The sequence below is a fragment of the Bombella mellum genome, from assembly GCF_014048465.1.
GTDB lineage: Bacteria > Pseudomonadota > Alphaproteobacteria > Acetobacterales > Acetobacteraceae > Bombella > Bombella mellum.
The window spans coordinates 604,920-629,109 of the sequence record NZ_PDLY01000001.1 but is presented as its reverse complement, the minus strand read 5'-3'; the positions used below and the strand labels follow the sequence as shown (position 1 = coordinate 629,109).

At 58.1% G+C, this 24,190-nt stretch carries 27 protein-coding genes; 24 read left to right on the top strand and 3 right to left on the bottom strand.

Annotation, left to right across the window (positions count from 1 at the left end):
• Positions 1-12 precede the first annotated feature (12 nt).
• From CPA56_RS02800 to CPA56_RS02730, 15 genes are all read left to right on the top strand, one after another.
• Complete coding sequence (locus tag CPA56_RS02800) at positions 13-216, top strand: hypothetical protein (protein WP_182040489.1); 204 nt, start codon at positions 13-15, stop codon at positions 214-216.
• 1 nt (position 217) lies between these two features.
• Positions 218-1,963: a portal protein gene (locus CPA56_RS02795; protein WP_182040488.1), complete on the top strand. Its 1,746-nt coding sequence runs from the start codon at positions 218-220 to the stop codon at positions 1,961-1,963.
• 6 nt (positions 1,964-1,969) lie between these two features.
• Positions 1,970-2,236, top strand: a complete 267-nt coding sequence (locus CPA56_RS02790; protein WP_182040487.1) for a Bbp19 family protein — start codon at positions 1,970-1,972, stop codon at positions 2,234-2,236.
• 4 nt (positions 2,237-2,240) lie between these two features.
• Complete coding sequence (locus tag CPA56_RS02785; protein ID WP_182040486.1) at positions 2,241-2,702, top strand: hypothetical protein; 462 nt, start codon at positions 2,241-2,243, stop codon at positions 2,700-2,702.
• Complete coding sequence (locus CPA56_RS02780) at positions 2,702-3,310, top strand: virion core protein, T7 gp14 family (RefSeq protein ID WP_182040485.1); 609 nt, start codon at positions 2,702-2,704, stop codon at positions 3,308-3,310. The genes CPA56_RS02785 and CPA56_RS02780 overlap by 1 nt, the downstream gene beginning before the upstream one ends.
• A 3-nt stretch (positions 3,311-3,313) precedes the next feature.
• Positions 3,314-6,091, top strand: a complete 2,778-nt coding sequence (locus CPA56_RS02775) for a transglycosylase SLT domain-containing protein (protein WP_182040484.1) — start codon at positions 3,314-3,316, stop codon at positions 6,089-6,091.
• Positions 6,033-6,881, top strand: coding sequence for a hypothetical protein (locus CPA56_RS02770; protein WP_182040483.1), 849 nt, complete (start codon positions 6,033-6,035; stop codon positions 6,879-6,881). Before CPA56_RS02775 ends, CPA56_RS02770 begins: the two co-directional genes overlap by 59 nt.
• 54 nt (positions 6,882-6,935) lie before the next feature.
• Positions 6,936-7,619, top strand: a complete 684-nt coding sequence (locus CPA56_RS02765; RefSeq protein ID WP_182040482.1) for a hypothetical protein — start codon at positions 6,936-6,938, stop codon at positions 7,617-7,619.
• Between the two features lie 16 nt (positions 7,620-7,635).
• Complete coding sequence (locus CPA56_RS02760; protein WP_182040481.1) at positions 7,636-8,688, top strand: major capsid protein; 1,053 nt, start codon at positions 7,636-7,638, stop codon at positions 8,686-8,688.
• Positions 8,689-8,699: 11 nt separating this feature from the next.
• Complete coding sequence (locus CPA56_RS02755) at positions 8,700-9,137, top strand: hypothetical protein (RefSeq protein WP_182040480.1); 438 nt, start codon at positions 8,700-8,702, stop codon at positions 9,135-9,137.
• Positions 9,138-9,144: 7 nt separating this feature from the next.
• Complete coding sequence (locus tag CPA56_RS02750; protein ID WP_182040479.1) at positions 9,145-9,420, top strand: hypothetical protein; 276 nt, start codon at positions 9,145-9,147, stop codon at positions 9,418-9,420.
• Positions 9,421-9,428: 8 nt separating this feature from the next.
• Positions 9,429-10,397 carry a hypothetical protein gene (locus CPA56_RS02745; RefSeq protein ID WP_182040478.1) on the top strand — a complete coding sequence of 323 codons (969 nt, stop codon included), beginning with the start codon at positions 9,429-9,431 and terminating at the stop codon, positions 10,395-10,397.
• On the top strand, positions 10,394-11,599 hold the full coding sequence (locus CPA56_RS02740) for a hypothetical protein (protein WP_182040477.1): 1,206 nt from the start codon (positions 10,394-10,396) through the stop codon (positions 11,597-11,599). Before CPA56_RS02745 ends, CPA56_RS02740 begins: the two co-directional genes overlap by 4 nt.
• Positions 11,600-11,682: 83 nt before the next feature.
• Positions 11,683-12,042, top strand: a complete 360-nt coding sequence (locus CPA56_RS02735) for a hypothetical protein (RefSeq protein WP_182040476.1) — start codon at positions 11,683-11,685, stop codon at positions 12,040-12,042.
• A complete protein-coding gene (locus CPA56_RS02730; RefSeq protein WP_182040475.1) occupies positions 12,042-14,318 on the top strand; it encodes a hypothetical protein in 2,277 nt (758 codons plus the stop codon). The genes CPA56_RS02735 and CPA56_RS02730 overlap by 1 nt, the downstream gene beginning before the upstream one ends.
• An 81-nt stretch (positions 14,319-14,399) precedes the next feature.
• On the opposite strand, the gene CPA56_RS02725 is transcribed toward CPA56_RS02730, so the two are convergent.
• The gene (locus CPA56_RS02725; protein ID WP_182040474.1) at positions 14,400-14,942 is read right to left on the bottom strand and encodes a hypothetical protein; all 543 of its coding nucleotides are present in this window, start codon (positions 14,940-14,942) and stop codon (positions 14,400-14,402) included.
• Positions 14,943-15,328: 386 nt separating this feature from the next.
• On the opposite strand from CPA56_RS02725, the gene CPA56_RS02720 reads away from it, so the two are divergent.
• Together CPA56_RS02720 and CPA56_RS02715 are read left to right on the top strand one after the other, a co-directional pair.
• Positions 15,329-16,111, top strand: a complete 783-nt coding sequence (locus CPA56_RS02720; RefSeq protein ID WP_229707291.1) for a Rha family transcriptional regulator — start codon at positions 15,329-15,331, stop codon at positions 16,109-16,111.
• Complete coding sequence (locus CPA56_RS02715) at positions 16,108-16,365, top strand: hypothetical protein (protein ID WP_182040473.1); 258 nt, start codon at positions 16,108-16,110, stop codon at positions 16,363-16,365. Before CPA56_RS02720 ends, CPA56_RS02715 begins: the two co-directional genes overlap by 4 nt.
• 325 nt (positions 16,366-16,690) lie before the next feature.
• Here CPA56_RS02715 and CPA56_RS02710 read toward each other — a convergent pair whose 3' ends face one another.
• Complete coding sequence (locus CPA56_RS02710; protein ID WP_182040472.1) at positions 16,691-17,290, bottom strand: hypothetical protein; 600 nt, start codon at positions 17,288-17,290, stop codon at positions 16,691-16,693.
• A gap of 110 nt (positions 17,291-17,400) precedes the next feature.
• On the opposite strand from CPA56_RS02710, the gene CPA56_RS02705 reads away from it, so the two are divergent.
• The 7 genes from CPA56_RS02705 (at position 17,401) to CPA56_RS02675 (ending at position 23,993) form a co-directional block, all read left to right on the top strand.
• Positions 17,401-19,878 carry a hypothetical protein gene (locus tag CPA56_RS02705; protein ID WP_182040471.1) on the top strand — a complete coding sequence of 826 codons (2,478 nt, stop codon included), beginning with the start codon at positions 17,401-17,403 and terminating at the stop codon, positions 19,876-19,878.
• Positions 19,875-22,385: a hypothetical protein gene (locus CPA56_RS02700; protein ID WP_182040470.1), complete on the top strand. Its 2,511-nt coding sequence runs from the start codon at positions 19,875-19,877 to the stop codon at positions 22,383-22,385. The genes CPA56_RS02705 and CPA56_RS02700 overlap by 4 nt, the downstream gene beginning before the upstream one ends.
• A gap of 61 nt (positions 22,386-22,446) precedes the next feature.
• Positions 22,447-22,755, top strand: a complete 309-nt coding sequence (locus CPA56_RS02695; protein ID WP_182040469.1) for a hypothetical protein — start codon at positions 22,447-22,449, stop codon at positions 22,753-22,755.
• Positions 22,752-22,991 carry a hypothetical protein gene (locus tag CPA56_RS02690; protein WP_182040468.1) on the top strand — a complete coding sequence of 80 codons (240 nt, stop codon included), beginning with the start codon at positions 22,752-22,754 and terminating at the stop codon, positions 22,989-22,991. Before CPA56_RS02695 ends, CPA56_RS02690 begins: the two co-directional genes overlap by 4 nt.
• A 4-nt stretch (positions 22,992-22,995) precedes the next feature.
• The gene (locus CPA56_RS02685; protein ID WP_182040467.1) at positions 22,996-23,433 is read left to right on the top strand and encodes a structural protein P5; all 438 of its coding nucleotides are present in this window, start codon (positions 22,996-22,998) and stop codon (positions 23,431-23,433) included.
• Positions 23,430-23,651, top strand: coding sequence for a hypothetical protein (locus tag CPA56_RS02680; protein WP_182040466.1), 222 nt, complete (start codon positions 23,430-23,432; stop codon positions 23,649-23,651). The genes CPA56_RS02685 and CPA56_RS02680 overlap by 4 nt, the downstream gene beginning before the upstream one ends.
• Positions 23,652-23,681: 30 nt before the next feature.
• On the top strand, positions 23,682-23,993 hold the full coding sequence (locus tag CPA56_RS02675; RefSeq protein ID WP_182040465.1) for a hypothetical protein: 312 nt from the start codon (positions 23,682-23,684) through the stop codon (positions 23,991-23,993).
• 24 nt (positions 23,994-24,017) lie between these two features.
• Here the strand turns inward: CPA56_RS02675 and CPA56_RS02670 are convergent, their stop codons facing one another.
• Positions 24,018-24,149, bottom strand: a complete 132-nt coding sequence (locus tag CPA56_RS02670; RefSeq protein WP_229707290.1) for a ribbon-helix-helix protein, CopG family — start codon at positions 24,147-24,149, stop codon at positions 24,018-24,020.
• Between the last annotated feature and the right edge of the window lie 41 nt (positions 24,150-24,190).

Here is a 24,190-nt window from a genome sequence, read left to right as displayed (position 1 = left end):
TGATGGCCCATTATGTGCTCATCTGCTCCACACCTCTCCACTCCGCTCCCTACTCCGTCCCCTGCTGCTCAGGTCACTCAGGCGGGCAAGCAGCAGTCCCAGCAGGCCACCAATGCCGCCCGGCTGGCTGGCGGCTTCGGCTCTACCCTGCTGACAGGCTCGCAGGGACTGTCCCAGACGAACAACAGCGCACCGAAGACGCTGCTCGGCGGCTGACATGGCCCAGCGTCCCGCCACAAAACAGCCTGCATTGATGCGTGATGAAGCAGGCATGCAGTCCCTCCGTGACGAGGCCGACCGCAGGCTCGTCATGCTGCGTTCTGACAGGCTGGTCTGGCGGGACACATGGCGGGAGATCAGCCATTACATCCTGCCGACACGAGGCCGCTATTTTCATGTGCCGAACCAGTCCAGCCGAGGGCGTGTCAAAGGCCCGCAGATCGTGGACAAGACGGGCAGCATTGCCCTGGGCAATCTGGCGGCCTTCCTCATGGCAGGCATCACGTCCCCGGCCCGTGACTGGTTCCGGCTGGAGACGAACAATGACCAGCTGAATGATGATGACAGGATCAAGCGTTGGCTGTCCGACACCAAGTCACGCCTCCAGCGGGTGCTGGCTACAGGCAATTTCTATGCCGCCATGAGCCAGACCTACGAGGAGCTGGCCGGTTTCGGCACGGCGGCCTGCATCATCCTTCAGGACTATGAAGACATCGTTCGCTTCTACCCGCTAACGGCGGGTGAGTATTACCTTGCCCAGAATGACCGTGGCGAGGTCGATACCCTGTTCCGTGAATACGTCCAGAACGTGGCCCAGATCGTCCAGCGTTTCGGGCTGGAGAACGTGTCACCGACCGTCCAGTCCCTCTGGGAAAGCCGCCAGCTCACGGTGGAGCTGCCGATCGTCCATGCCATCATGCCCAACAGCTCCCGCATTGCCGGGGCGTTCGGCTGGCAGGGGGCACCCTATATCGGCATCTATTACGAGTACGGCAATGACACGCACCCTGCCCTGCTGATCGAGGCCTATCCCCGCAAGCCATTCATTGCGCCCCGCTGGTCCACGGCCAGCAATGACGTGTACGGGCATGGCCCCGGTGAAGACGCCCTGCCGGACATCAAGTCGCTACAGGTGGCGCAGGTCAGGCTGGCCGAGGCCATCGACAAATATGCCCGCCCTCCGACCATGGCGGATGCATCTCTCCAAGAGAGCATGGTCAATCTGCTGCCCGGCGGCCTGAACTTCATTCCGGGCCTCAATGCCTCCGGTTCCGGGGCTGGCATCCGGCCAGTCTATCAGGTCAGCCCGAACGTCACGCCGCTGCAACAGCGCATTGCCGAGTTTCAGGACCAGATACGAAAGACGCTGCGGAATGACCTGATCCTGATGGTCTCGCAGGGCATGGAGACGACCCAGCCCGTGACGGCAGCTGAGATCAATGTCCGGCAGCAGGAGAAGATGCTCACTCTCGGCCCGGTGCTGGAGAGGTTCCACAACGAGGCCCTTGACCCGATCATCACCACGACGCTGGAGATCATGGAACGCCACGGCCTCATCCTGCCCCGCCCTGATGAGCTGAACGGCCATAACATCAAGATCGCCTACAGCTCCATCATGGCACAGGCCCAGCGGGCCACGGAGACGACCGGCATCGAGCAGATCGTCCGCTTCGCTGGCTCTCTGGCCGGTGCTGACCCGTCCATCATGGACAACTTGGATCTCGATGCCGCCATCGACCGGTATGGCGACCTGCTGGGTGTGGACCCGTCCATCCTGAGAGACCCGGATTTCGTGGCCCAGCAGAGGCAGCAGCGGGCCTATCAGCAGCAACAGCAGCAGATGGCAGAACAGGCGCAACAGATGGCAGCCGGGGCCAAGACGCTCTCCGACACGGATGTCGGAGGTGGCACGAACGCCCTCCAGGCCATCATGGGCAGTTTCGCAGCCGGAGCACAGGGGTAACAGGGAATGACGATCGACCCGCATGATGAGGAACAGATCAGGGACCATGGACACCGCCGCAAGGCACGGGCCACGCAGGAACAGGCTGACATTCAGGCCGTTCTGGAACTGCCGGAGGGGCAGCGTCTTCTCCGGCGCATCATCGAGGCCACAGGCAGGGACCGTGCCTCATTCGTGCCCGGCGATACTGGTGCAACAGCCTACCGTGAGGGCCAGAGAAGCATCGGCATCCAGCTGACAGACTGGATGACGGACGCCCTGAAGCGGAGATGACGCCATGCTGACCTTCCGCTTTGCCGAACCATCCGATGCCGACCTGATTGCGCCCCTGCTCCGCCGGAATGATGCGCTGGAGGTCATCCGGGCCGGGCATGGCCACATCCTCCCCGCCATGCGCCGGAGCGTGGCGGAATCACGACAGGGCGGCATGGCAGGCCTGTTTCTGGATGACGGACAGCCCGTTGCGCTGTTCGGTATCGCTCCAAAGATGGATGTTGGCATCCCGTGGCTGGTCGGAACGGCGGCCATCAGCCGTCACCAGAAGACCTTCCTGCGGGAGACAGGCTTCTGGGTTGGCCAGTGGCGGCAGCAGCACGCCCTGCTCATGAACCATGTCGATGCCCGTTACACCGGGGCCAGACGCTGGCTTTCATGGCTGGGCTTCACCATCGGTTCACCACAGCCGCACGGCCTTGATGGGGCCATGTTCTGCCGTTTTGAGATGAAAGGTTTTGCCTGATGTGCGTCATCACCGGCACCATTGCCGCCATCGCAGCAGGTGTTTCCGCCGCCGCCAGTGCCTCCGGCGCACTCATCGCCGCTCAAAGTCAGTCCGCCTCCAACAGGGCGCAGGAAGAGCAGAGCCGCCAGCAGGCCCAGATTGCCTCGCAGGCATCGCAGAACTCCATCGACCAGGGCTATCTGAACGCACAGAGGGACTACCAGCAGGGCGACCAGCATCTGGCAGCCCAGCGGGCCTTCATGGCGGCAAATGGCGTGGACACGGCCAGCGGGTCCGCCCTTGACGTGCAGCAGTCCACGGCCCGCAATACCGGCCTGTCCGTGGGGACGGACCAGTATGATGCCAGCACGCAGTCCACGGCCTACAGCAATCAGGCGATCTCCTATAACAATCAGGCCCGCATTGCCGCAGCCGGAACGCCTGCCGCATGGGCCTCCGGTGCGCTTGGTGCCACAGGATCACTGGCGCAGGGCGTGTCTGCCTTCGCCCCGAAATGGAACGACATGGCAAGCAGTGCCCGCTCCTCCTTCACTGATCCATTCAGTGGTAACGGCCACACAATAGCCGGTGCCGCCTCCTCCACCCCATCCCCATGGAGGGCATAATCCATGCCGCAGGTTCCTTATACGGATGACCTTTACAAACTGCCTGACCGGGTATCAGCGGGTGGAACGGAAGTACTGAACGTCCCCAATTATGGCGGCATGATTGCCCGTGGTCTGGGACAGTTTGGGCAGGGTGCAGGTGATGTGGCAGATGCCGCCTTCCGCCTGCAACGACAAGATGACATCACTGCCGTGCAGAACGCCATGAATGACCTGCGGGAGCATGGCAAGGTCGTGCAGTACGGAGATCCGTCAGACCCGATGAATCCGGGTTTTCTTGGCCTGAAGGACAAGGCGGCACTGGATGCATGGCAGCCAACGGCTGACGGTTTCCGGCAGTATCAGCAGTCCCTCATGAACGGCCTGACACCTGCACAGCAGCGTATCTTTGCTCAGGAAAGCGAGCCTTTCATGAATGGTGCGCTGGGCAGTCTGGCCGCCCATGCCGCCGGGCAGCGGCAGAGCTATCAGGACAACGTGCAGGATGCCACGCTCTCCTCCCTTGCCAGCAGCGGGGCCGCCAACAGCGACAACCCGGCAGCGTTCGCCAGTGCCTATGCTCAGGGCAGGCAGAGCATCATCGCCCGCAATGCCACGCTGGGTTACGGAGCGGACCATCCTGTCACGTTGCAGAACATCCAGAAGTGGAATGACAGCTACTTCCACACGGCCATCATCACGGCGGCCCAGAAGGGCGACGCCATCAGTGCCCGGAACATGCTCCTCTCCAACGAGAAGAACATGTCCGCTCCCGTCTTCGCCCAGACGCTGGCCTCAATCCGTCCCGAATATGACAGGCAGGTCGGGGACAACCTCGCCAATGAGGTCTGGAACGATCATGGTGGACCGCAGGCCGTACCGCCCGATGCCGACCCGTCCGCCACCATGCAGAACATGCTGCTGGCCGAAAGCGGAGGCAGGCAGAAGGACAGGGATGGCAACACCATCACCTCTGGCAAGGGTGCCATCGGCATAGCCCAGATGCTCCCGGCCACGGCAGAAGAAACGGCCCGGCGCATCGGCATCCCGTGGGATGAGAACCGCTTCCTGCATGATGAGAATTACAACCGTGCTCTGGGGCAGGCCTACTTCCACCAGCTCTGCGACAGGTACGGCAACAACCAGACGCTGGCCTGTGCCGCCTACAATGCAGGGCCGGGAACGGTGGACAGGTGGCTGAAGCAGTATGGCGACCCGCGCACCGGGGCCATCAGTGACGAGCAGTTCGTGCAGTCCATCCCCTATGATGAGACACAGCGTTATGTCTCACGGGTTGCCTCATCTCTCTCCCGCAATGTTCCCGCCCCGTCTGCCACGCCGCCGGACCTTTCCGCCAAGCTGGCAGAGATCCATCGTGTAGCGCAGGAACGTGGCTATGGGCAGGAAATTGAAGATCACGCCATGTCCCGGGCCATGCACAACAATGCGCTGTGGGAGGCCCAGACACGGGATGCCAGGGCGTCCCTGCATGGGCAGATCAATGACCTCTCCGCCGCCTACATGGACGGCAACACGCAGGATCAGGTGCCCGAACAGCAGATCAGGTCACTCTACCAGCCTGATGAGGCGGACCGCATCGTCTCTGGCCTGAATGAGAGGCGGCAGGCTGGCCTTGCCCTCAACGCTCTGAAATGGGCCTCTCCTGCACAGGTCGGGGCCTACATGCAGGCGTCTCAAGCCGCTCTTGGTGATGCGAATGTGGACGATTATGTTACCCGTGCCCAGATACAGTCCCATCTCCAGCTTGCCATGACCAGACGGGCGAAGGCCCTGAGGGATGACCCGGCAGGCTATGCCGCCGGGCACCCCTCCGTGCAGCAGGCATGGCAGGACTACCAGCAGAACCAGACGCCGGAAGCCTTTGAGGCCTATGCCGGAAAACTGCGGGCCGTGCAGCAGATGATGGGCGTGACCAGACCCCGCTATCTGACGGACGATCAGGCACATGGCATCATCACCGGGCTTTCGGGCATCGACCCGACAAAACAGGCAATCGCCCCAATCATGGACGGCATGAGGCAGCATTACGGCAGGTCGGCATGGAATGGCATTCTGGATGAGCTGGTGCAGAAGGGCCTGCCCGCCCCCTATGCGGTCATTGCCGACATGGACACGCCCCAGCAGGGAGCCGCACGGGCCGTTCTCCAGCGCAATATCCAGACCGGGACGGATGACCTCAAACGTCTGGCCGGGCCGGATGCCGTCCAGCTCAATGCCACGGCCAGCAACGACCCTGTGGGCAACAGTCTGGCCGACCTGCGCCAGACCATGCTCCTCCAGCAGGGAGGGCCAGCCAGCTACAGGAACTTCTATGACACGGTGAAGATGCAGGCTCTGGGCTATATGGGCAAAGGCATGAACGTGAATGACGCCCTGGCTCAGGCCCGCAAGGACATGGTGGACCTGAAATATGACACATCCGGCTACCTGCGGACCCCGAAGGGCGAGATGGACACGACACAGGACGCCCTCGCCACCTTCATGTCCCGGCTGAGGCCTGATGATGTCTCGGTCAGGCCACTGCCCGGCGTCAGTGAAAAGCTCTCCAACGAGCAGGTACTGGCCAATGCCAGAGCATCCGGCAAGTGGGTCTCAGTGTCGGACAACAGCGGCTACAGCCTCGCCATCCCCAGCAGGACGGTGCCGGGAGAATGGCAGTACCTGCAGGGAAAGGACGGCAACCCGATTGTTGTCCAGCGCAGCGACATCATGGCCGGACGGTATGGGCCTGATCGGCAGACGACGATGGAAAACTGGAAGAAATATAATCTTCATCTGTGATTTAGAGGGGCTGCATGAAAATCTGGCTTTTTCGCCTATATGGAGACAGACTGAGTTCCGTTTCTTTCCAGATGTATCGCCTCCTGCACATGGCTGTTACTGGCATCGGCATAAAGAAGATATTGACATCTCTTCTCAAAAAATAGGACATTCTACAGCAGCAAGACAACCAAGGGTTCAAGTCATGAAATTAAAAACAGTAGAGACACTGATATCCATCATAGTTCTTTATATTTCTTTATTTATATTATATTATTCTGGATTTTTCAAATTTAACATAAAAGATGATAATATTTATAAAATAATTCCTTCAATAATTACAGCATTTACAGCCTTATATGTTGGTTATGAAGCTCGTAAAATAACAAGAGAACAGAAAGACATTGCAGAGGATAAACTTGCTCTCGATCTTTTTGAAAAAAGAATGAAATTTCATGTTGCATTATGTAATTACATAATATCCCTCGAGATATTTTATGATAGCATAAGTACATACAGATTGAATCTGATGTGTTTCAAGAAAAAAATATTGGATAATTTAGAAAAATTACTAGAAAGAAATAATAAACTTACTGAAGAAAAGATAACAGCTTCTTTCATTTATCCAGATGATCAAATAAAAAAAATAGATGAAATTTTCTCTCTCAAAAATGAACTTCCAATTATGATATTAAAAACGAACTATAATATCAACCAAAAAGATAAAATAAAAAATACTATCGAGGATATGAATAAAATAAAAAACGAACTAGAACGATTCATAAAAAATGAGCGCCTAAAAATACGCTAGAATTACAAAGCCCTGACACTCTCTCCTCCATCATAAATGATGGAGGTTCTGGAGATGGCTGAAACCCCGACATCTGATGCACCGGCGACTGATGCCGGGGCCGGTCAGACCACGCCAGAAGCGGCAGACAACACCAGCCTGACGGGCAATGAAGGCCCGTCTGGCGAAAAGAGCGATGCAGCCGCTTCTGGCGAGAAGCCTGCTGAAAAACCGGCAGAGAATGAAGACGCCAAGGGCGAAGACAGGCCCAAGGCCCCCGAAAAATACGAGTTCACCCCGCCCGAGGGCATGGAGATCGACAGGGAGGCCCTGTCTTCCTACGAGGCTCTGGCCCGTGAGCATGGGCTGTCTCAGGAGCAGTTCGATGCCGTCACGAAACACGGGCTGGAGTTCTTCCAGAACCGCCTGACGGGGCTTGCCGAACAGCACGCCTCCATCCAGCAGGGCTGGCGTGACACGGCCCTGAATGACAGGACGCTCTCCGATGGCGAGAACCTGAAACCCGAGGTCATGCAGAACGTGGCCCATGTCTTCAGCCAGTTCGGGGGCGAGAAAGATGCCCTCCGCAAGGCTCTGGTCGAAACCGGGGCGGGCAATCACCCTGCCGTCATCCATGCCTTCAATGCCATCGGCAAGGCCCTGGGGGCTGCACAGACACCCGACCGGGGGAAACCCGCCAGCGAGCTGAAAGACAACAGCTACGAGGCCATCGCCCGGCGGCGTTACGGATCCAACTGACAAGGACAACTGAACCATGTCGCTCAACAGCAGCACATTTCTGACACTGGCCGACTGGGCCGCCCGCCGTGATCCGAATGGCGGCATTGCCGATACCGTCAACCTGCTCTCCCAGACCAACGAGATTCTGGAAGACCTCATCTGGAAGGAAGGCAACCTGCCGACAGGCAACAAGACGACCGTCCGCACGGGCCTGCCAGCCGCCACATGGCGTATGCTCAACTACGGTGTGCCCCGTGGCAAGTCCACCACCGCACAGGTGACGGACACATGCGGGATGCTGGAAACCTATTCCACCATCGACAAGGCCTTGGCCAACCTTGAAGGCGATGTTGCCGCCTTCCGCCTGTCTGAAGACCTCGCCTTCCTTGAGGGAATGAACCAGCAGATGGCCCGCACCCTGATCTACGGCAACGAGCAGAAGGACGTGGCGGCCTTCACGGGTCTGTCGCCCCGTTTCAACACGCTGGATACCGGCAAGGCTCCCTCCGCTGCCAACGTGATGGATGCGGGAGGCCGTGGCAGCACCAACACCTCCATCTGGCTCTGCTGCTGGGGGCCTACAGCGGGCTTCGGCATCTTCCCGAAAGGCTCCGTTGCCGGTCTCCAGCAGAAGGATGTCACGACTGATGCGCCCATTCTGGACGAGAACGGCAACCCGTATCAGGCCTACCAGATGCACTACAAATGGGACTGCGGCCTGACCATCCGTGACTGGCGGTATTTCGTCCGCATCGGCAACATCGACGTGCCAAAGCTGACTGGTCCGGATGCCGCCAACCTGATCGCCCTGATGGCCGCAGCCTGCTTCAAGCCCCCGACCATGCCCAGCTCCGCCTCCAACGTGCAGTCCGCCACACGGGCTACGGGCGGTACGCCGCTCTCCTTCGGTCGCCCGGTCTTCTATGTGAACCGCACGATCGCTTCTGCCCTGTCCATTCAGGCCATGAACAAGACCAACGTGCTGCTCACGCAGGACCAGTTCGATGGCAAGCCGGTGCTGCGCTTCCGTGGCATCCCCATCCGTGTGGTGGACGCCATCATGAACACTGAAGACACCATCCAGTAAGGGGTCGCATCATGATCACCGACAGACTGCTCAATTTCTCCAACGCCCAGGACCTGACACAGGCTCCCGCCGGGCAGGACACACCCTCCACCAACGTGGTCGACTTCTCCCAGCCCCGTGACTTCGGGCCGACCGAGGGCTTCAAGGTCTGGGTCGAGTTCCCCAACACGCCCTCTCCGAGCAGTGGCAGGCTGGACGTGAAGATTCAGGTCTCCACGGACAACCAGAACTGGAACACGCTGGAGGAGCTCCCGGGCATCGACCTCTCCCTCATCGGGCCGGGCAGCCCGTTTGCCGTGCGGGCCAAACCGGCCTTCTCCAACACGCCCTACCGCTACATGCGCCTGACCTACAACCCGGCACAGGCCATGACATCCTGCACGGTGACGGCGGGCATCAATCTCGATGTTCCCGCCCAGATCGCCTACCCCAAGAACTACGTGGCGTGAGGCGATCATGGCAAGATATCGTGTCATCCAGAACAGCTTCATCAACGGTCACTTTCTGACCGTTGGTGAGGAAGTGGATTATGCAGGCATCCCCGGCTTCAATCTTGAGCCGCTGGATGACGAGGCCCGTTCCGCCAAGGAAAAGGCTGGAAAGCTGGCCCGGAGGGACGTGACCAGCCGGGCCTTTCAGGAAGACCTGACACGCCCTGACGGTGCACCACCCCAGACTGATGAACCGGCTGCCGATGAGAAGTCTGGCAAGAAGACAGCCGCCAAAGGGTAAGTCACGCCATGACGACAGCCATTGACCTGTGCAGGCGGGCACTGATGCGCCTGGGCACACAGAGCAACATCACGGCGTTTGATGATGGGTCCGTGGAGGCCAGTGTCTGCGCCGCCTATTATGACGACGTGCTGCTCGGCCTGCTGGCCCATCCGGCCAGCTTTGGCGGACCGGCCTACACATGGCAGTGGCCCCGCTGCGTGGGAACAGGCACGGCTGTGGCCAGTGACAGCCCTCTCTGGCGGTATGAAATCCTCATGCCGGAGGACAGCGTGCGGGTTCTGCGGGTCGATGACGGAAAGACCGTCAGGCCCGTGGACCAGCGCATGAAGATGTTCGACCGGCGGGACAGTTTTGGCGAGGGCATGGGCAAGGCTGGGGGCACAGTGCTGCGCCCTGTCATCCTGACGGACAGCCAGACCGTCAGCGCGACCTACATCACAAAAAACGTGGACATCGACTACTGGCCAGCCGCCTTCCGTCGGGCTTTCTGGCTCTGTCTTGCATCTGCCATCGCCACCACGCTCGGCATTGATGGCAATACTACCGCTGCCGTGGAGCAGGAGGCCAGCCGTGAGGTGGAACGGGCCTGCCTGGCTGACCAGCGTGTGGATGTCGTAAACACCGAGACCATGCCGGACTGGCTGGGCGTGCGCTTCTCTGGCCTCGATCATGGGCATGACATCCATCAGACCAGCAATACGCTGGATGTGGGCTATGTGGCAGGCGGAAGCCAGCCTCCTTCTCCGGCTGCGTCTCCCTATGCGCCTCCCATGGGCAAAAATGGCGTCATCCCCACCGGACTGACCACACGGGATATTGCTGATGATGACCATCAATACATCCCGGCAGATACCCCTGACGGCAGGGTCGGCATCCTGACCATTGGCCGCAGCCCTGTCGGCTGGCGGCGTCCCTATCACACCACCACCATCAATCCGAATGCTGATGATGAAACTGGAGAATACGACGCATGAACGGTCAATTCGGATCATCCCGTGGCCCTGCCTCATATCCTGCATGGCGTCAGGGCTACACGCCGACAGCCGAAGAATGGAAAAACGTCTTCTCCAACAAGGCTGATGCCATTGCGGATAACAGCCATCAGACATTTGACAGTCCCACGCTGAACAATGCCCGCATCAATGACGGCACCATCATCATAAACGGCACTGATCATCCATTATCTGACCTCATTGCCAGAAAGTCTGACGCAATTCTCTTCTCCAGTGCTGAAGAAGCTGAAAAAACGGATATTTCTGCCGATGTCACGTATTTCATTGCCCTGTCACGCACCGCCACTTCTGACCCGGCGACAGCCCATTACCGACGTGTCCCGGCGCAACCTTCTCATCCGGGCAGGATCCAGTCTCTGGATGGCAGCTGGTGGGAAATATGCAGTGATTCCGTCAGACCCGAAATGCTGGCCACCTCAGCCATCGGGTATAAGGTTGGCGAGAATGGCTATGCCACCGCAACAGATGACACCCAGGCATTACAGGACGCCATGACCGTCGGGATTGAACTGGGCATACCCGTTCATCTCCATGGAAAATGGTACCGGCACAACAGCAAGATATATGCCCGTCCGCTTTCTGGCACGCCCTACCCCAATGCCTCCCCTGAGAAAGGGGTCATTACCCGCTGGACCACCATCAATGCGCCACAGCTGGTCATCATAGGCTTTGGCAATGCTGGCATCATCGCCGGGGCAGACATGACTGATCAGCTGGAAGTCTACGCTCCCGACACACTGGGCAATGATGCCCAGCCGCAATGGTGCCGCTTCGAAAACATAAAATTTGACGGCAATGACCATGTCTCCGGAAGTAACCTGAAGCTGTCATGGAGCGGGGATGCCCACATCAAGAACTGCGGCTTTGCCAGAGCAGGGACAGGCATATCATTTCACGGCTATGGTGTTTTCCTCATCCAGCACTGTGACATTGGCGCGCGCTTTTTCTGTATCGACGTGCAGCGTGACGGAGATGCCACCATCACCGACTGTGATTTTTTCATACAGAGCATCGGTGCCCGCATTGCAGGAAACATCAAGTTTGCCCGAAACATCCTCACCGGCACAGCCTATACGGACAGTCGCTACCCCTTTATCTGGTCTCAGAAACCGGTTCATCAAACTATAACGGCGTTTACAGAAACAATATTCCAGAAACGGTAAACCCGTTCTACCGCATAGGATCATCCAGCTTCTTTGAAAGCTGGGAGAGGTCCCACTTCCGGGCGACCAAGACATCAGTCCAGATGGTGTCACCATCCACGCAGGCCATCGTCTCATTCCCGAATGTCGGGGCAAACCGAGGCGACAAGTTCCATAACAATACCTATGCTCCAGGGCAGGGCATCTCAAAGATCACGTCTTCCGTCGTGCTCAGCGGATGCACGGCCGGTTCCACGATCAGCCTCGCCATATTCCGCAATGGTGTGCAGCTTTCAGGCATCAGCAGGCCCGCCATTGCGACATCAGATTCCCTGTCCCTTTCCATGGAGGATGAATCGTCACCGGGAGATTACTATCAGGCATTCTTCTATAATGGCGGTTCCAGCCAGATCGCCATTGGCAATGACACCACCCTGACCTTCTTCACGGGAACATGCAGCTGATGGCCCAGCCCCCTTCCGGCCCGCAGGTCGGCCTCACATGGTTCAGCTCCTTCAGCGGGGGCGTGATGGCTCCCCTGGTCGGATACAGGGCCGACATGGAGAAATGGCATTCCGGTGCCGCCGAGCTGACCAATTTCTTCGTGCATGTGCAGGGCGGCATCTCAAACCGCCCCGGCACGCAGTATGTCGGAACGTCCAGGGCCGATGCCTCCGGGCCACCACCGAAGCTGATCGCCTTCATCTACAACAACAGCCAGTCCTATGTGCTGGAGTTCGGCGACCGCTATGTCCGCTTCATCAGCAACGGGGCCTATCTGGCCAATGCCGATGGCAGCCCCTACGAGCTGGCAACGCCTTACAGCATCGGGGATGCCTTCTGGCTGCGCCATGCACAGTCTGCCGACGTGATGACCCTCACCCATTCCGGCTATCCGGCCATGAACCTCTCCCGCCACGGAGAGCTGGACTGGACGCTGGAGGTGATCTCCTACAGTGCCGGGATAGAGGCCCCTTCTGCACTCGTAGCCTCTGCCGTGGAAGGAAATGCTGGCAATGCAGGCACGGCAACCAGCGTACCCAGGGTCACATATGAATATGCCGTCACCTCCGTCTCCAATGAGAGGAACACGGAGAGCAACGCCACTCTGGCCCCCTCCCAGACGGAGATGACAACCCAGACCAATACCGTCACTGACCCTGTGACTGGCAAAACCAGCACCGTCACGTCACAGGTTCCCGTGGAGGTCGGGCGGTTCGTGACCAACTACAACATCGGCTATTACACGAACTACGGGAACTACAACACGCTCTCATGGCCTGCCGTGACGGGAGCGGACTATTACAACGTCTATCGCCGTTTCGCCGGGCAGTGGGGACTGATCGGCAACACGTCATCCACCATCCTTGATGACGTGAACTATGCTCCCGATATCGAGAACGGGCCGCCCGCCCACCGGAACCCTTTTGATGGTGGCAACAATCCCTCTGCCGTCACCTATTTCCAGCAGAGGCGTGTCTTCGCCGGATCTCTCGCCTATCCCCAGACCGTCTGGATGTCCCGCTCTGCCAACTACACCAATTTCGACATCCACACGCCGGTCGTCTCCGATGATGCCATAACGGCCACCATCGCCAGCCAGCAGGTCAACACCATCAAGCATCTGGTGCCGATGACCGACCTTCTGGCCTTCACCGGAACGGGCATCTGGAAGATCTCCGGCGGCCAGACCGGCACGCCCATCACGCCCAGCAACTTCACGGCCACACCACAGATGTTCGTGGGCAGCTCGGACGTGCAGCCCCTGCCCATCAATACTGACGTGCTGTTCATCGAGAACAAGGGCAGCCATATCCGTGACCTGCAATATGACTGGTACGCACAGATCTATCAGGGCAATGACCTGTCCGTCCTGGCTGACCATCTCTTCTATGGCTACACGATCTCCGACTGGTCCTTCGCCCAGTTCCCCTTCAACCTGATCTGGGCCGTGCGGTCTGACGGCACGATGCTCGGCATGACCTACCTGAAGGAACAGAACGTCATGGCATGGCACCAGCACAGGACGGAGGGCGGGGCCTTCCAGTCCGTTGCGGTCGTGCCGGAGGAGAATGGCTACGGGGCCATCGAGGATACGCCTTATGTGGTGGTGAAGCGCAGCCTTGCCGGGCGGCAGAGCTACACCATCGAGCGCATCCAGTCCCGCCAGCTGGGGATGGAGAATGACGACATCACCCGCTCATGGTTCGTGGACTGCGGCCTGCGCTATGAGGGGAAGGAAACCGGCACCGTCTCCGGGCTGGGGCATCTGGCAGGAGCAACCGTGTCCGCCTGCATTGACGGGCGGGGCTTCACGGGGCTGACGGTGGGGAATGACGGCACCCTCACCCTGCCACGGCCCGGCAGCGTGGTCACGGTCGGGCTGCCCATCCATGCACGGGCCGTCACCCTGCCGCTGGATCTCGGAAACCCTCCACAGTTCGCCCGGCGCAAGCGGGTCAGCAAGGTCTATGCCTCGCTCTACAACAGCTCCGGCCTGAGCGTCTCCACAGACGATGGAAAGACATTCCACGGGCTGGACGGTCAGGGTGCCGCCGCCGGGCCGTCAGCACCCAATCCCTACCAGAAGAAAGACACCGGCCCTGCGCTCATCTCCGGCCTGACCATGCGGATACCAACACCAAACTGGACCCAGAAGGGCAGCTTCATCCTCCAGACCGACCAGCCGCTCCCCGTGACCGTCACCAGCATCAGCGTGGATGTGGAGCTGGGCAGCTGAGACGCACCAACTGTTTCAGCCTACCTCACAGACCCCAGCACGGCGGCGGCGATGAGAAGGAGATTTTTCATGGGGCGGTTCCTAGAAGGGAAGTTCTTCCCCACAAGTACCAAAATTTTCATGCATTAGCCCTGCTTTAATCAATGCCTTGTCCATCATAATTTTTACTTTCTCGCGATCTGTTGCCTTTGTTTCTTCCCAAACAGCCAAAAATTCTGGCATCAGAGGCCAAAGAACATCAAGTTTTTCTTTGTCCGGGGAGCCATCTCCCCCTTTAAAGAAATAATTATTATGATCTTCCATAAATTGAAGGCAAAACTCTTCCTCAAAAGTTGGATTTGTTTCTTTTGCTCTTGCTAAATTTATAAAACGGACGGCTTCATTTACATTCCAGTAATCCTTCCATGTTCTTTTCTCTTTAACCTCTCCGTCATTCCAATCAAAAGTTTCATGAATAACAAACTCATTGTCTGCTTTCTCCATTACAGCCGTTTCAATTACTTTAGTAATTGTCTGTCCCTTCATGCGAGCAACAAAATCTAAAGCAAAACGCATTTTAGGATCCAACCTAATAGTCAAAGACTCCGTCTTAGGCGTCCGCTTTTTCTTACGTTCTGCCGCCATTTAACCTCTCCTGCAATTTTGTGTGTGCAAAGATGATATAGGCACATAAAAATAATTGCAAATCGGTCTTGACCTCCAAGAATCTAATATGCCAAAAACGTAATTCACAAGATGTGCAAGTAATCATTTGGAGAAATTATGGGAAATTCACCACGCCCAACCAGCACACGCATTGATGCTGATGTGCATGAATGGATCAGAAAGCGGGCTTTTGATGCAAGGCGGACATTCACGGCTGAGCTAAACTTGCTTCTGCGGGAGATCTACGATCAAGCCAACAGGAACAATGATGAGAACTGAACAGCAAATAACAAAAAAGGCGTTGGAAAGCCTGCAAGCCAATCCCAACGCCTCTGAACAATGAACCTCGAAAGGAACACTCTGGGATGAGTAATAGCACCAATAATGTGTCAAAATCCAGCACGATCACAGCGATGCCTCTCACCATGTCCAGCCGTGAGATTGCGGAGCTGACGGGGAAGCAGCACAAGAACGTTGTCCGTGACGTGGAGAAAATGGCAACCGACTGCAATCTAACCGGCTCAAATCTGAGCCGGTTGGCTGGGACGTACATAGATGCCAAGGGGGAGCAGCGGAAATGCTACAATCTTCCCAAAAACCTGACCATTACCTTAATTGCAGGATACCGGGCTGACCTACGACTGAAAATTGTTGATCGTTGGCTGGAACTGGAAACAGAGGCGGCGCATACCCGCACCACGACACCGGCTCGCAAACGCCGTCCGGCAGTGCTGTCCACCTTCAACACTGGCTACAAGATTGCACTCAATCTGGGCTACGACAAAAATCAGGCCGTGATCTACGGCGACCGTTACTGCCGGAACAAGTGCGGAGAAAGCCCGGTGGAGATGATGGGGATGACCTCTCTCGCCGCTCCGGACAATGACAACTACCTAACGCCAACTGAACTGGGTGAAAAACTGGGGGGCCTGTCTGGCCGTCGGGTCAATCAGATGCTAGCGGAAGCTGGTCTGCAAACCAGCACACCGGGTTCCGCCACCGGAAGCAACTGGACGATGACGGAAGCCGGGAAAGCCTACGGACGCATGTTCGACACAACCCGGAAGCATGGCACAGGCAGCCAGCAGCAGCTCAAATGGAAACCGAGCGTTCTGGATATTCTCTCTGGCAAGGGAGAAGCAGCATGAACAGCCCAACCAACGCCTTCACAGCCTCCACGCCAGAGGCTCGTCTTGAGCGGCTTCTTTCCACCTGCCGCTACGTGCAGCAGAACTGGGACAACCTGATATCCGCCCTCTCTGTCGTGGAAGACAGCATTCCCGACAGAGAAAACGCCGGGGTTCCTCTGGCGGGTCTCGTACGCCTGCTCATCAGTCACCAGAACGAAGAATACAGCGATTTCGTCTCTGAAATCAGACGGGCAGCGGGGGAAGCGGCCTGACCATTCTGGGGGCCTGTGCATTTCTGCACAGGCCCTTCTTTCCCAGTTGGAGGAAATAGGACCAGACCAGAAGAGTGTTCCCCGCCCACGTGGGGATGGCCCGAAATTGAAACTATGCAAAATTGCACAGTTTCCGTGTTCCCCGCCCTAGCGGGGATTTTGGGGCACCTTGGCGGGTGCCCTTTTCTGCACTAGATAAAAATCGGGGGGCTTATCTCTATGCAGGAACAGATTGAATTCTATTCCCCTATCAAGAAGCCCCACCGTTAACCATTACTGTGACAAGAACTGACATGGGCATTCAGATTTATAAATTCAATATTAATTAAATATCACCATTAACTATCACCTTCTTATTCGTAATTTTTTCTATCTTATCCAATATCTTTCTTTCTTTTTTATCCCTATACGCCATAATTTTATTATAGATTTCTTTATATTTTCTTACTCTCTCCTTGGTGACAAAAATGGAATTTTTATCAAATGCCATACTGGTTGTTAGCTTGACAGTATTTTCATCAACTTTACATTCTACAAGACTTTTTATATAAAAACCACTGCCTGTTACTTCTTCCTTATCTCTAAAATCATGATGAGCAACAATCTTATTCCGCTGTTGCATTATATCTTTATGTATATTTTTTAATTCAATATCATCATCAAATATTTTATCATCAAAGCTAACATGCTTAGCAGCAAGGCTACTATTGAAAATAGCCCCATACGATATAATAAAAGCATCATTTAATGAAAAATACTCTTGGAGTTCTTCATATTTACATTTATCAAAAGACTCACCAATATCATCTAAAATATTAGAAATTCTTTCTATACAATAATAAATCCTCAAAAGACGAGACCTAATCGCTACATATCTTTCTAGATTATTTATCTGTTCTTTGATTTCCTGAGTGATATCACACATATTCTTCCTCCCGAGTTCTCTCTTTCTGGAAGCACGATCCTAAAAAATTCTAATCAACTTACACCAGAATTACAAACACCTGACATGCTCTCCCACCATGGGGAGGGCATATGTCATTATTTTCAGGCGGACTGAACACGCTCAGGAGCGTTCAGGATGAAGGACTGGCGGGGCAGCAGTCGTCCCTTGAACAGTCGCTTGGTGCATCCGTCATGGCGGGCATCAATGACATGCCGGTCGTCCGCATCGGTGACTGGCTGCGCCATGAGACGAAAAGCACCGAAGGCGATACCCTAAGCCCGGAAGATGCCAATGCCCGCTATGGCATCAGGGGTGTTCTGAACTTCGACAGGCCTGTTTCTTCTGCACTTGCCCAGACCCTCAATGATGAGAAGCAGGCTGATCTCATCCGGCAGAACACCATCCGCAACGGGCCTGACGGCATCATCAGCGGCACCCTGAATACCGTTGCCGGGGCTGCCCCTGCTTTTCTGGACCCCATCAACTATGCCGCCGCCCTGATCCCCGGCCTTGGGGAGGAGCGCATCGGTCTCGCCCTTGGCAGTGCCGCCGCCCGTGCCGAGGGATTGGGCATGGAGCGTGTGGCGGACGGGCTGCTCAGTGCCGAAGGGCTGAACCGCCGTGCCGGGGCGGCCCTCTCCGGCAGCCTGCCGGGACGTGTGGTACAGGGTGCCAGCCAGGGAGCCATCGGCATGGCGGCCCTCGAGCCGCTCAACATGTATCTTGACCGTGATGAGCACAATGACTGGAGCATGGGTCAGGCCCTCCGGGACATCGGCTTTGGCAGCATCATGGGGGGTGGCCTGCATGGTCTGGGCCATGCCTTTGGCCGACGTCTCGAACGGGCCGGAACCAGTGCCAGGGGGCAGGTTCTGGCCGATGGTCTCGCTTCCATGGCCAGCGACAGTCCCGGCAATGCCGAGAGCCTGCTGACCATTCATGAGGTCCAGAACGCCAGAGACGAGCTTGACCGTACCATGGCCGGGCATGGTGCGGAGCCTGATGAAACGGTGTCTCAGGCTCCCCTGCGGGACAGGGTTGCTGATGACCTCTCCCAGCTCCGGCAGAGCCATGCTGATACGCTGGATGAGGCGGCCCTGTATGAGCGTCCCGATGATGAGCCGGAGCAGCCAGATGCTGCTGCGCCCCAGCCTGCCATGCCGACCGGGAAGCTGCCACAGGCTGCCGACGATGCCGATGAAGCTGCACGGGCAGCAGACATCACCCTCACGCCGGAAGAGCATGCCCATGCCACGGAGGCCATCCTGTCCGGGCTGCACCCAGATGCCGCCATGGAGGATGCCATGCGGGTATCCGGCCATGCCACATGGGAGCGGTATGCGGACATGCTGGACCATGGCCGTGCCACCCACATGGAGCGCATCGGGGCCACGCAGGAGCTTCTCCATGCCCTCACCCGCCAGCGTCTGGGCGTCTATGCCCAGCATCTTGATTCAGGCCTTGAAGGGCTGGACCTTTACGATCTTGCTGGGTCCATCCTGAAGAAGGACAGCCCGGAAGACGCCGTGGAGCAGGCCCTGCGCCTCATCGAGGCAGAACGGGGAAAAGGCCACGACGCCAGCTGGCAGGGCCATGTGGAAGAGGCCTATCAGAACGCAAGGCAGCGGCTTGATGCCATCCAGCAGGATGCGGCAGAAGCCATCATGCGTAACCTGCATGGTCATGAAGATCATGAGGTCACGCAGAACCGTGCCGGGCTTGCTGCCCAGAGGGAAACAGCCCCCAGCCCGGAACAGGGTCAGGATGTTTCCCCACTCCCGACCAGCGGTATTGAGCATCTGGATCTCTCAGCAGCAGGCCGTAACCCGGTCATGGTCGGGCGGATGCCTTCCGGGATCAATGGCGTGCCTGACTGGCCTGTCATCCTCGGCGATGGAGAACATGCTCCCAAACTGACAAAGAACGGGCGTGACATAGGTGGAGGGCATGGAAGGCTTCACATTTCCGCCCGTCATGGTGACGAAATAAGGGAGCATGGTTTTGCAGACATTGATTCCTACATCCGTCACATCTTCCAGCACATGAACCAGATCAGGCAGGAGGAAGCAAAAGCCGGACACGACACTGGTTCGTATTTCTCCGTCCATATGGGCGATGCCAGAGGCAGGAAAGACAAACATGACACGGCTGTCCTCCATCTCTTGAAGGAGGATGGCTATTACCGTGTCGGTACATCCAGTGCTTTCGACACGAAATATCTGGAAAAAAGAAAGCTGCTATGGGACGGAAGCCGCCCCAACCTGTCGCACCCTGCCGAAAAGAGTGCCGACCTTCCCCCGCCATCACCTGAAAAATCCGGCAGTGATGGCGTGTATACCAGTAGTCGCCACAGCAGCTCCTCTGACAATGGAAATACTGCCCCGAAAAGTCAAGCCATCACCGAAGCGCAGGCCTGTTCCGACCAGATCGACCGGCAGCTTGCCGCCCTGGGCGACCAGATCAGTCCCGAAGAGCTGGCAGAGATCCATCGTGAAAAGGATCTCTCTGACGGTAATGCCGATGCCGTCGCCTCCGCCGCCGCCTGCCTGACAAGGAAAGCCCCATGACCCACGAGAACCCCTGCTACAGTGAAGCCGAGAAAGCCGCCGGGCGTGAAATGTCCAAGGCAGAGCTTGACGAGATGTTCGGTCGGCTGGAGAAGGAAGCCGGACGCTACATGAAACAAGGCCTGTCCCCACGGGAGGCACTGGAGAAGGCCGGTGCCCGCATGGCCGATGAGGAACGTCTGGCCGCCATCATCGAGGCCAATGCCCGCAAGAAGAACCTCATCGTGCGTGCCGCCCTGCGCCGCCGCATCGTGCCCGGTGATGAGGTGGCCTCCCTTGAAGGCATTCTTGCCGGGAAGCAGACCGGGGAGCATGGTGCTGCCCTCTCCGTGGATGCCAGCAGCCACGCCCGCACTGCCCAGCTTCTCGGTCCTCTCATGCACGATCTGGACAAGGCAGGCGTCTTCAGGGCACTGCTGAAGCGTGATGAGCAGTTTGATGCCGATGTGGCCCGTGAGATGTGGCGGCTTGATGACCCGAAATCCGGGGCACCAACAGGCAACAGGCTGGCTGCCGAGGCCGCCCGCATCCTGTCCGGCTATCAGGACACCGTGCGTCTGATGCAGAACAGGCAGGGCGCATGGATTGGCAAGGTGGACCACTACGTCACCCGCCAGAGCCACGACATGTGGAAGATACGGGGCGACGGGTCGGACCGGGCCTATCAGAACTGGCGGGATACCATCCTTCCCCTGCTGGATGACCGTACCTTCGAGATGATGCCCGCCAGGCAGTCAAAGGAAGATTTCCTCCGCAATGTCTGGCTGAACCTCTCCACCGGTGAGCATGACAATGCCAACGGGCGGGACTGGCTTTCCGGCTTCAGGGGCACATCCAACCTTGCCAAGAAGGTCAGCCAGAACCGTGTTCTGCACTTCAAAGATGCTGACGGCTGGCTGGCCTATAACAGGAAGTTCGGCCAGGGTCATGTGGTGGACAGCATCTTCAAGGGCCTCATCAGCGGGGCACGCAACGCTGCCGTGATGGGCGATCTGGGCACGAACCCTGAGAACATGTTCCGCAGCATGATCGAGGAAAGCGTGCAGGCCGCCCGTGAGAGGGCTGATGCCAGAATGGTGGACAGGCTCCGCAGGCTGGAGCGCAGTGCCCTGCTGGACATCGTGACAGGCCGGGGCAGACAGCCGGCCAACAAGACGGTGGAAACCATCGGGGCCTACGCCCATGCGTGGAACCAGATCACGAAACTGGGCGGGGTGATGATCTCCTCCCTGCCCGATCTGGCCATCAATGCCGCCGTGCTGAGACACAATGGCGTCCCGCTGCTGGAAAGCTACTGGAACAGCCTGAAAGCCCTTGCGCCGGGCCTGAGCAGCAAAAACCCGTCAGAGCGCAAAGAGATCGCCCGGCTGCTGGGCGTGGGGCTTCAAGGACATCTTGGATCCGTGATGAGCCGTTTCTCTGCCAATGATGCGCCGCTGGGAAAGATGAGCGACCTCATCAACAAATTCTACCGCATCAACGGCCTGCAATACTGGACGGACAGCCTGTCCGAGGGCGTCGGCATGATGCTCTCCCACAATCTGGGGCGTAATGCCGGTCTGTCCTATGAGGCCCTTGATGGAAAGCTGCGGGCCAGCCTGCAACGCTTCGGCATCACCCGGCCGGAATGGGACGTGATGCGGCAGGCCGTGCGGACAGCCGCTGGAGAAGACCATATCCTGCCCAGCGAGATGGGCCGCCTGTCTGACGGGGCCGTGGCTCCCCTCATCGAAAAAGGCCAGACGGCCGATGACGTGCGGGACAGCCTGACCAGAAAGCTCTATGCCTACATCACCGACCAGACACGGGAGGGAATGACGGAACCGGATGTCCGCACGCAGGCAAAATTCCGTGCGTTCAGCAACCGGCTGGATGACGTGAACCCGCTGCTCGGACAGGCCGCACGGCTGATGCTCCAGTTCAAGAGCTTCCCGGCCTCACATATCCGCCGCTTCTATCAGCGTGAGGTGCAGCGCAACGGGCTGGACCTGCCCGGCATCATCCACATGATCGCCGCCACGACCGTGCTGGGCTACGTCGCCATGCAGGCCAAGGCCATTCTGGCCGGGAAAGAGCCACGGGATGCAGGCGATGTCCGCACATGGATGTCGGCCATGGCCCAGGGTGGCGGGGCTGGCATCTATGGGGACTTCCTCTTCGGCCAGCAGAACCGAATCGGAAACAGTGCGCTTGAAACACTGGCAGGCCCGACCATTGCAGACATGGCAAAACTCGCCGGGATATTCACCGCCACCCGTGATGAACTGGTCGGCAGCCCCGATGCCGAGAAGGCCCGCACCTATCTGGCCGATCTAGTCCGTTTTGCCTCCGGGCAGATACCGTTCGGCAACATCCCGGGCATCAATGCCGCCCTGAAATATGGCGTGATCTACCGCCTACAGGACATGATAAATCCCGGCTACACGGCCCGCTATGAAAAGCTCGTCCAGCGCAGTCAGGGGCAGGGATTCCTCGTATCGCCGACATGGAGCCCCTATGGGCGATGAGACACACCAGAATTACAAACACATGATTGACTGTCCTTCCTGATGACGGAGACGGACTCTCATGCGCTTCACGCTCACACTTCTTGCATCCCTGCTGGCTGGTACGGCTTTCGCAGACAGCATTGTCGTTCCTCCTGCCCAGCACGGGATTTTTGATGGCGGCCAGCTTCCACCGGCGGCTCAGGGCCTCATGACATTTGGGGCATCTGGCGGGACAAGCCTGACAGCCCGCCCCTATTCCGCCCTGCCTCTTTCGGCTCCTGTCGGTACGACCTTCTTCTGCACGGACTGTGCCGGGACGGGTCAGCCCGTCTTCTTCAATGGAAGTGCATGGGTGGATGCCTCCGGGGCCGGGGTGAGGCATCCATGAGCAGCCAGTACCTGACCCGTGCCGAGGGGCTGGAGATCAAGAAGGACATCCGGGCCGTCGAGATGGACATGGCCGTCGTCAAGGACAGGCAGGCCACCCAGCAGCAGATGCTGGAACAGATCCTCTCCCAGGTCAGGCACGGAAACTCATGGCGCAGCATGTTCATTGCCGGTGGGTCAGGAGCAGGCGGAATCATCGTCGCCGTCATCATGAAAATTTTTCACATCGGAGGGTAGGCCCATGGAAGTACGGGGCATCCGCAACAACAATCCGGGCAATCTGAACTATGTCGGACAGGCCGGGGCAGTGCTGGAACCCGGACCCAACGCCCGCTTTGCCCGCTTCCCCACGGCAGAGGCGGGGCTGGCCGCCCTGCGGGACCAGCTCCGCCGCTACATCCTGCGGGATGGCATCGACACGGTGGCAGGCATCATCGGCAAGTGGGCACCGCCCAGCGAGAACAATACCGCCGCCTACATCCGGGGCGTGGCTCATGCGCTGGGCGTGGAGCCGGATACCCGGCTCGGCCCGCCATCCCCCCGCCTGCTCACCGGCCTGATGAACGCCATCATCCGCTTCGAGAACGGACAGAACCCCTACGGGCCGCTGGTCGCACGGGTGGCCAGAGATGCTTCCTCCCACTCCCTTCACTCACCTGACAGTCCGAGGATCTCATGAATTTTTCCGACCTTCTCACGGCCCTTCCCGGCAGCGTGCAGGGCTATGCCGCCCTCCTCATCGTCGTCTGCAATCTGGTGACGGTCTTCATCAGGCCCCCGGCCGCAGGCTCCCGCTGGGTGCTTCCCTACCGGGTCATCTCGGCTGTCGCCCTCAACATCGGCTGGGCCGCCAACCATGTTAGGCCGGGACGGTCCGACAGCACCACGACCCGTTGACTGACCCCCTCAAGTATAAAGGAAAAGACCATGGCTGACACAAACGCTACCCCCGCCACCGTGTTCGGCGGCATTAAAGTCCTCATCACCAACGCCCTGGGCGATCATGAGAGTGCGGCCACAAAGGCCCGCATCCATGCCGCCACGTCCGCCCTATCTGCCGTGGGCGGCATCCTCGAGCCGCTTCTGGCCGAACATCTGGACGCACAGGGCCTGATTTCGGGCCTGTCACAGGTCGAACAGGGTGCCCGGCAGATCGAGCGGGGCATTGAGGACGTACAGGCCGCCGTGAAGGAGAAGAAGGCTGTGCCGAATGCGGCGCAGGTCAGTTCCGCAGCATGACGGAACAAGGGGGTGCCAAAATGGCTACCCCCTCTCCTCCGCCTCCAGCCCCCGCTGGATGAGGCGGCGGATGGCTTCGGAACGGGTAATGTCATGACGAGCAGCCCATTCTTCCAAAGCCTTAATTAAGGAGGCCGGTACACGACCTGTCAGCAATGGATCTTTTCCTGTTGCTGGGCGTCCACGCTTCTTCTTTT

Excerpts from the sequence above, each read along its gene's own strand:
- CPA56_RS02800 (WP_182040489.1), top strand. The coding sequence starts at position 13 with ATGTGCTCATCTGCTCCACACCTCTCCACTCCGCTCCCTACTCCGTCC.
- CPA56_RS02795 (WP_182040488.1), top strand. The coding sequence starts at position 218 with ATGGCCCAGCGTCCCGCCACAAAACAGCCTGCATTGATGCGTGATGAA.
- CPA56_RS02790 (WP_182040487.1), top strand. The coding sequence starts at position 1,970 with ATGACGATCGACCCGCATGATGAGGAACAGATCAGGGACCATGGACAC.
- CPA56_RS02785 (WP_182040486.1), top strand. The coding sequence starts at position 2,241 with ATGCTGACCTTCCGCTTTGCCGAACCATCCGATGCCGACCTGATTGCG.
- CPA56_RS02780 (WP_182040485.1), top strand. The coding sequence starts at position 2,702 with ATGTGCGTCATCACCGGCACCATTGCCGCCATCGCAGCAGGTGTTTCC.
- CPA56_RS02775 (WP_182040484.1), top strand. The coding sequence starts at position 3,314 with ATGCCGCAGGTTCCTTATACGGATGACCTTTACAAACTGCCTGACCGG.
- CPA56_RS02770 (WP_182040483.1), top strand. The coding sequence starts at position 6,033 with ATGGGCCTGATCGGCAGACGACGATGGAAAACTGGAAGAAATATAATC.
- CPA56_RS02765 (WP_182040482.1), top strand. The coding sequence starts at position 6,936 with ATGGCTGAAACCCCGACATCTGATGCACCGGCGACTGATGCCGGGGCC.
- CPA56_RS02760 (WP_182040481.1), top strand. The coding sequence starts at position 7,636 with ATGTCGCTCAACAGCAGCACATTTCTGACACTGGCCGACTGGGCCGCC.
- CPA56_RS02755 (WP_182040480.1), top strand. The coding sequence starts at position 8,700 with ATGATCACCGACAGACTGCTCAATTTCTCCAACGCCCAGGACCTGACA.
- CPA56_RS02750 (WP_182040479.1), top strand. The coding sequence starts at position 9,145 with ATGGCAAGATATCGTGTCATCCAGAACAGCTTCATCAACGGTCACTTT.
- CPA56_RS02745 (WP_182040478.1), top strand. The coding sequence starts at position 9,429 with ATGACGACAGCCATTGACCTGTGCAGGCGGGCACTGATGCGCCTGGGC.
- CPA56_RS02740 (WP_182040477.1), top strand. The coding sequence starts at position 10,394 with ATGAACGGTCAATTCGGATCATCCCGTGGCCCTGCCTCATATCCTGCA.
- CPA56_RS02735 (WP_182040476.1), top strand. The coding sequence starts at position 11,683 with ATGGTGTCACCATCCACGCAGGCCATCGTCTCATTCCCGAATGTCGGG.
- CPA56_RS02730 (WP_182040475.1), top strand. The coding sequence starts at position 12,042 with ATGGCCCAGCCCCCTTCCGGCCCGCAGGTCGGCCTCACATGGTTCAGC.
- CPA56_RS02725 (WP_182040474.1), bottom strand. The coding sequence starts at position 14,942 with ATGGCGGCAGAACGTAAGAAAAAGCGGACGCCTAAGACGGAGTCTTTG.
- CPA56_RS02720 (WP_229707291.1), top strand. The coding sequence starts at position 15,329 with ATGAGTAATAGCACCAATAATGTGTCAAAATCCAGCACGATCACAGCG.
- CPA56_RS02715 (WP_182040473.1), top strand. The coding sequence starts at position 16,108 with ATGAACAGCCCAACCAACGCCTTCACAGCCTCCACGCCAGAGGCTCGT.
- CPA56_RS02710 (WP_182040472.1), bottom strand. The coding sequence starts at position 17,290 with ATGTGTGATATCACTCAGGAAATCAAAGAACAGATAAATAATCTAGAA.
- CPA56_RS02705 (WP_182040471.1), top strand. The coding sequence starts at position 17,401 with ATGTCATTATTTTCAGGCGGACTGAACACGCTCAGGAGCGTTCAGGAT.
- CPA56_RS02700 (WP_182040470.1), top strand. The coding sequence starts at position 19,875 with ATGACCCACGAGAACCCCTGCTACAGTGAAGCCGAGAAAGCCGCCGGG.
- CPA56_RS02695 (WP_182040469.1), top strand. The coding sequence starts at position 22,447 with ATGCGCTTCACGCTCACACTTCTTGCATCCCTGCTGGCTGGTACGGCT.
- CPA56_RS02690 (WP_182040468.1), top strand. The coding sequence starts at position 22,752 with ATGAGCAGCCAGTACCTGACCCGTGCCGAGGGGCTGGAGATCAAGAAG.
- CPA56_RS02685 (WP_182040467.1), top strand. The coding sequence starts at position 22,996 with ATGGAAGTACGGGGCATCCGCAACAACAATCCGGGCAATCTGAACTAT.
- CPA56_RS02680 (WP_182040466.1), top strand. The coding sequence starts at position 23,430 with ATGAATTTTTCCGACCTTCTCACGGCCCTTCCCGGCAGCGTGCAGGGC.
- CPA56_RS02675 (WP_182040465.1), top strand. The coding sequence starts at position 23,682 with ATGGCTGACACAAACGCTACCCCCGCCACCGTGTTCGGCGGCATTAAA.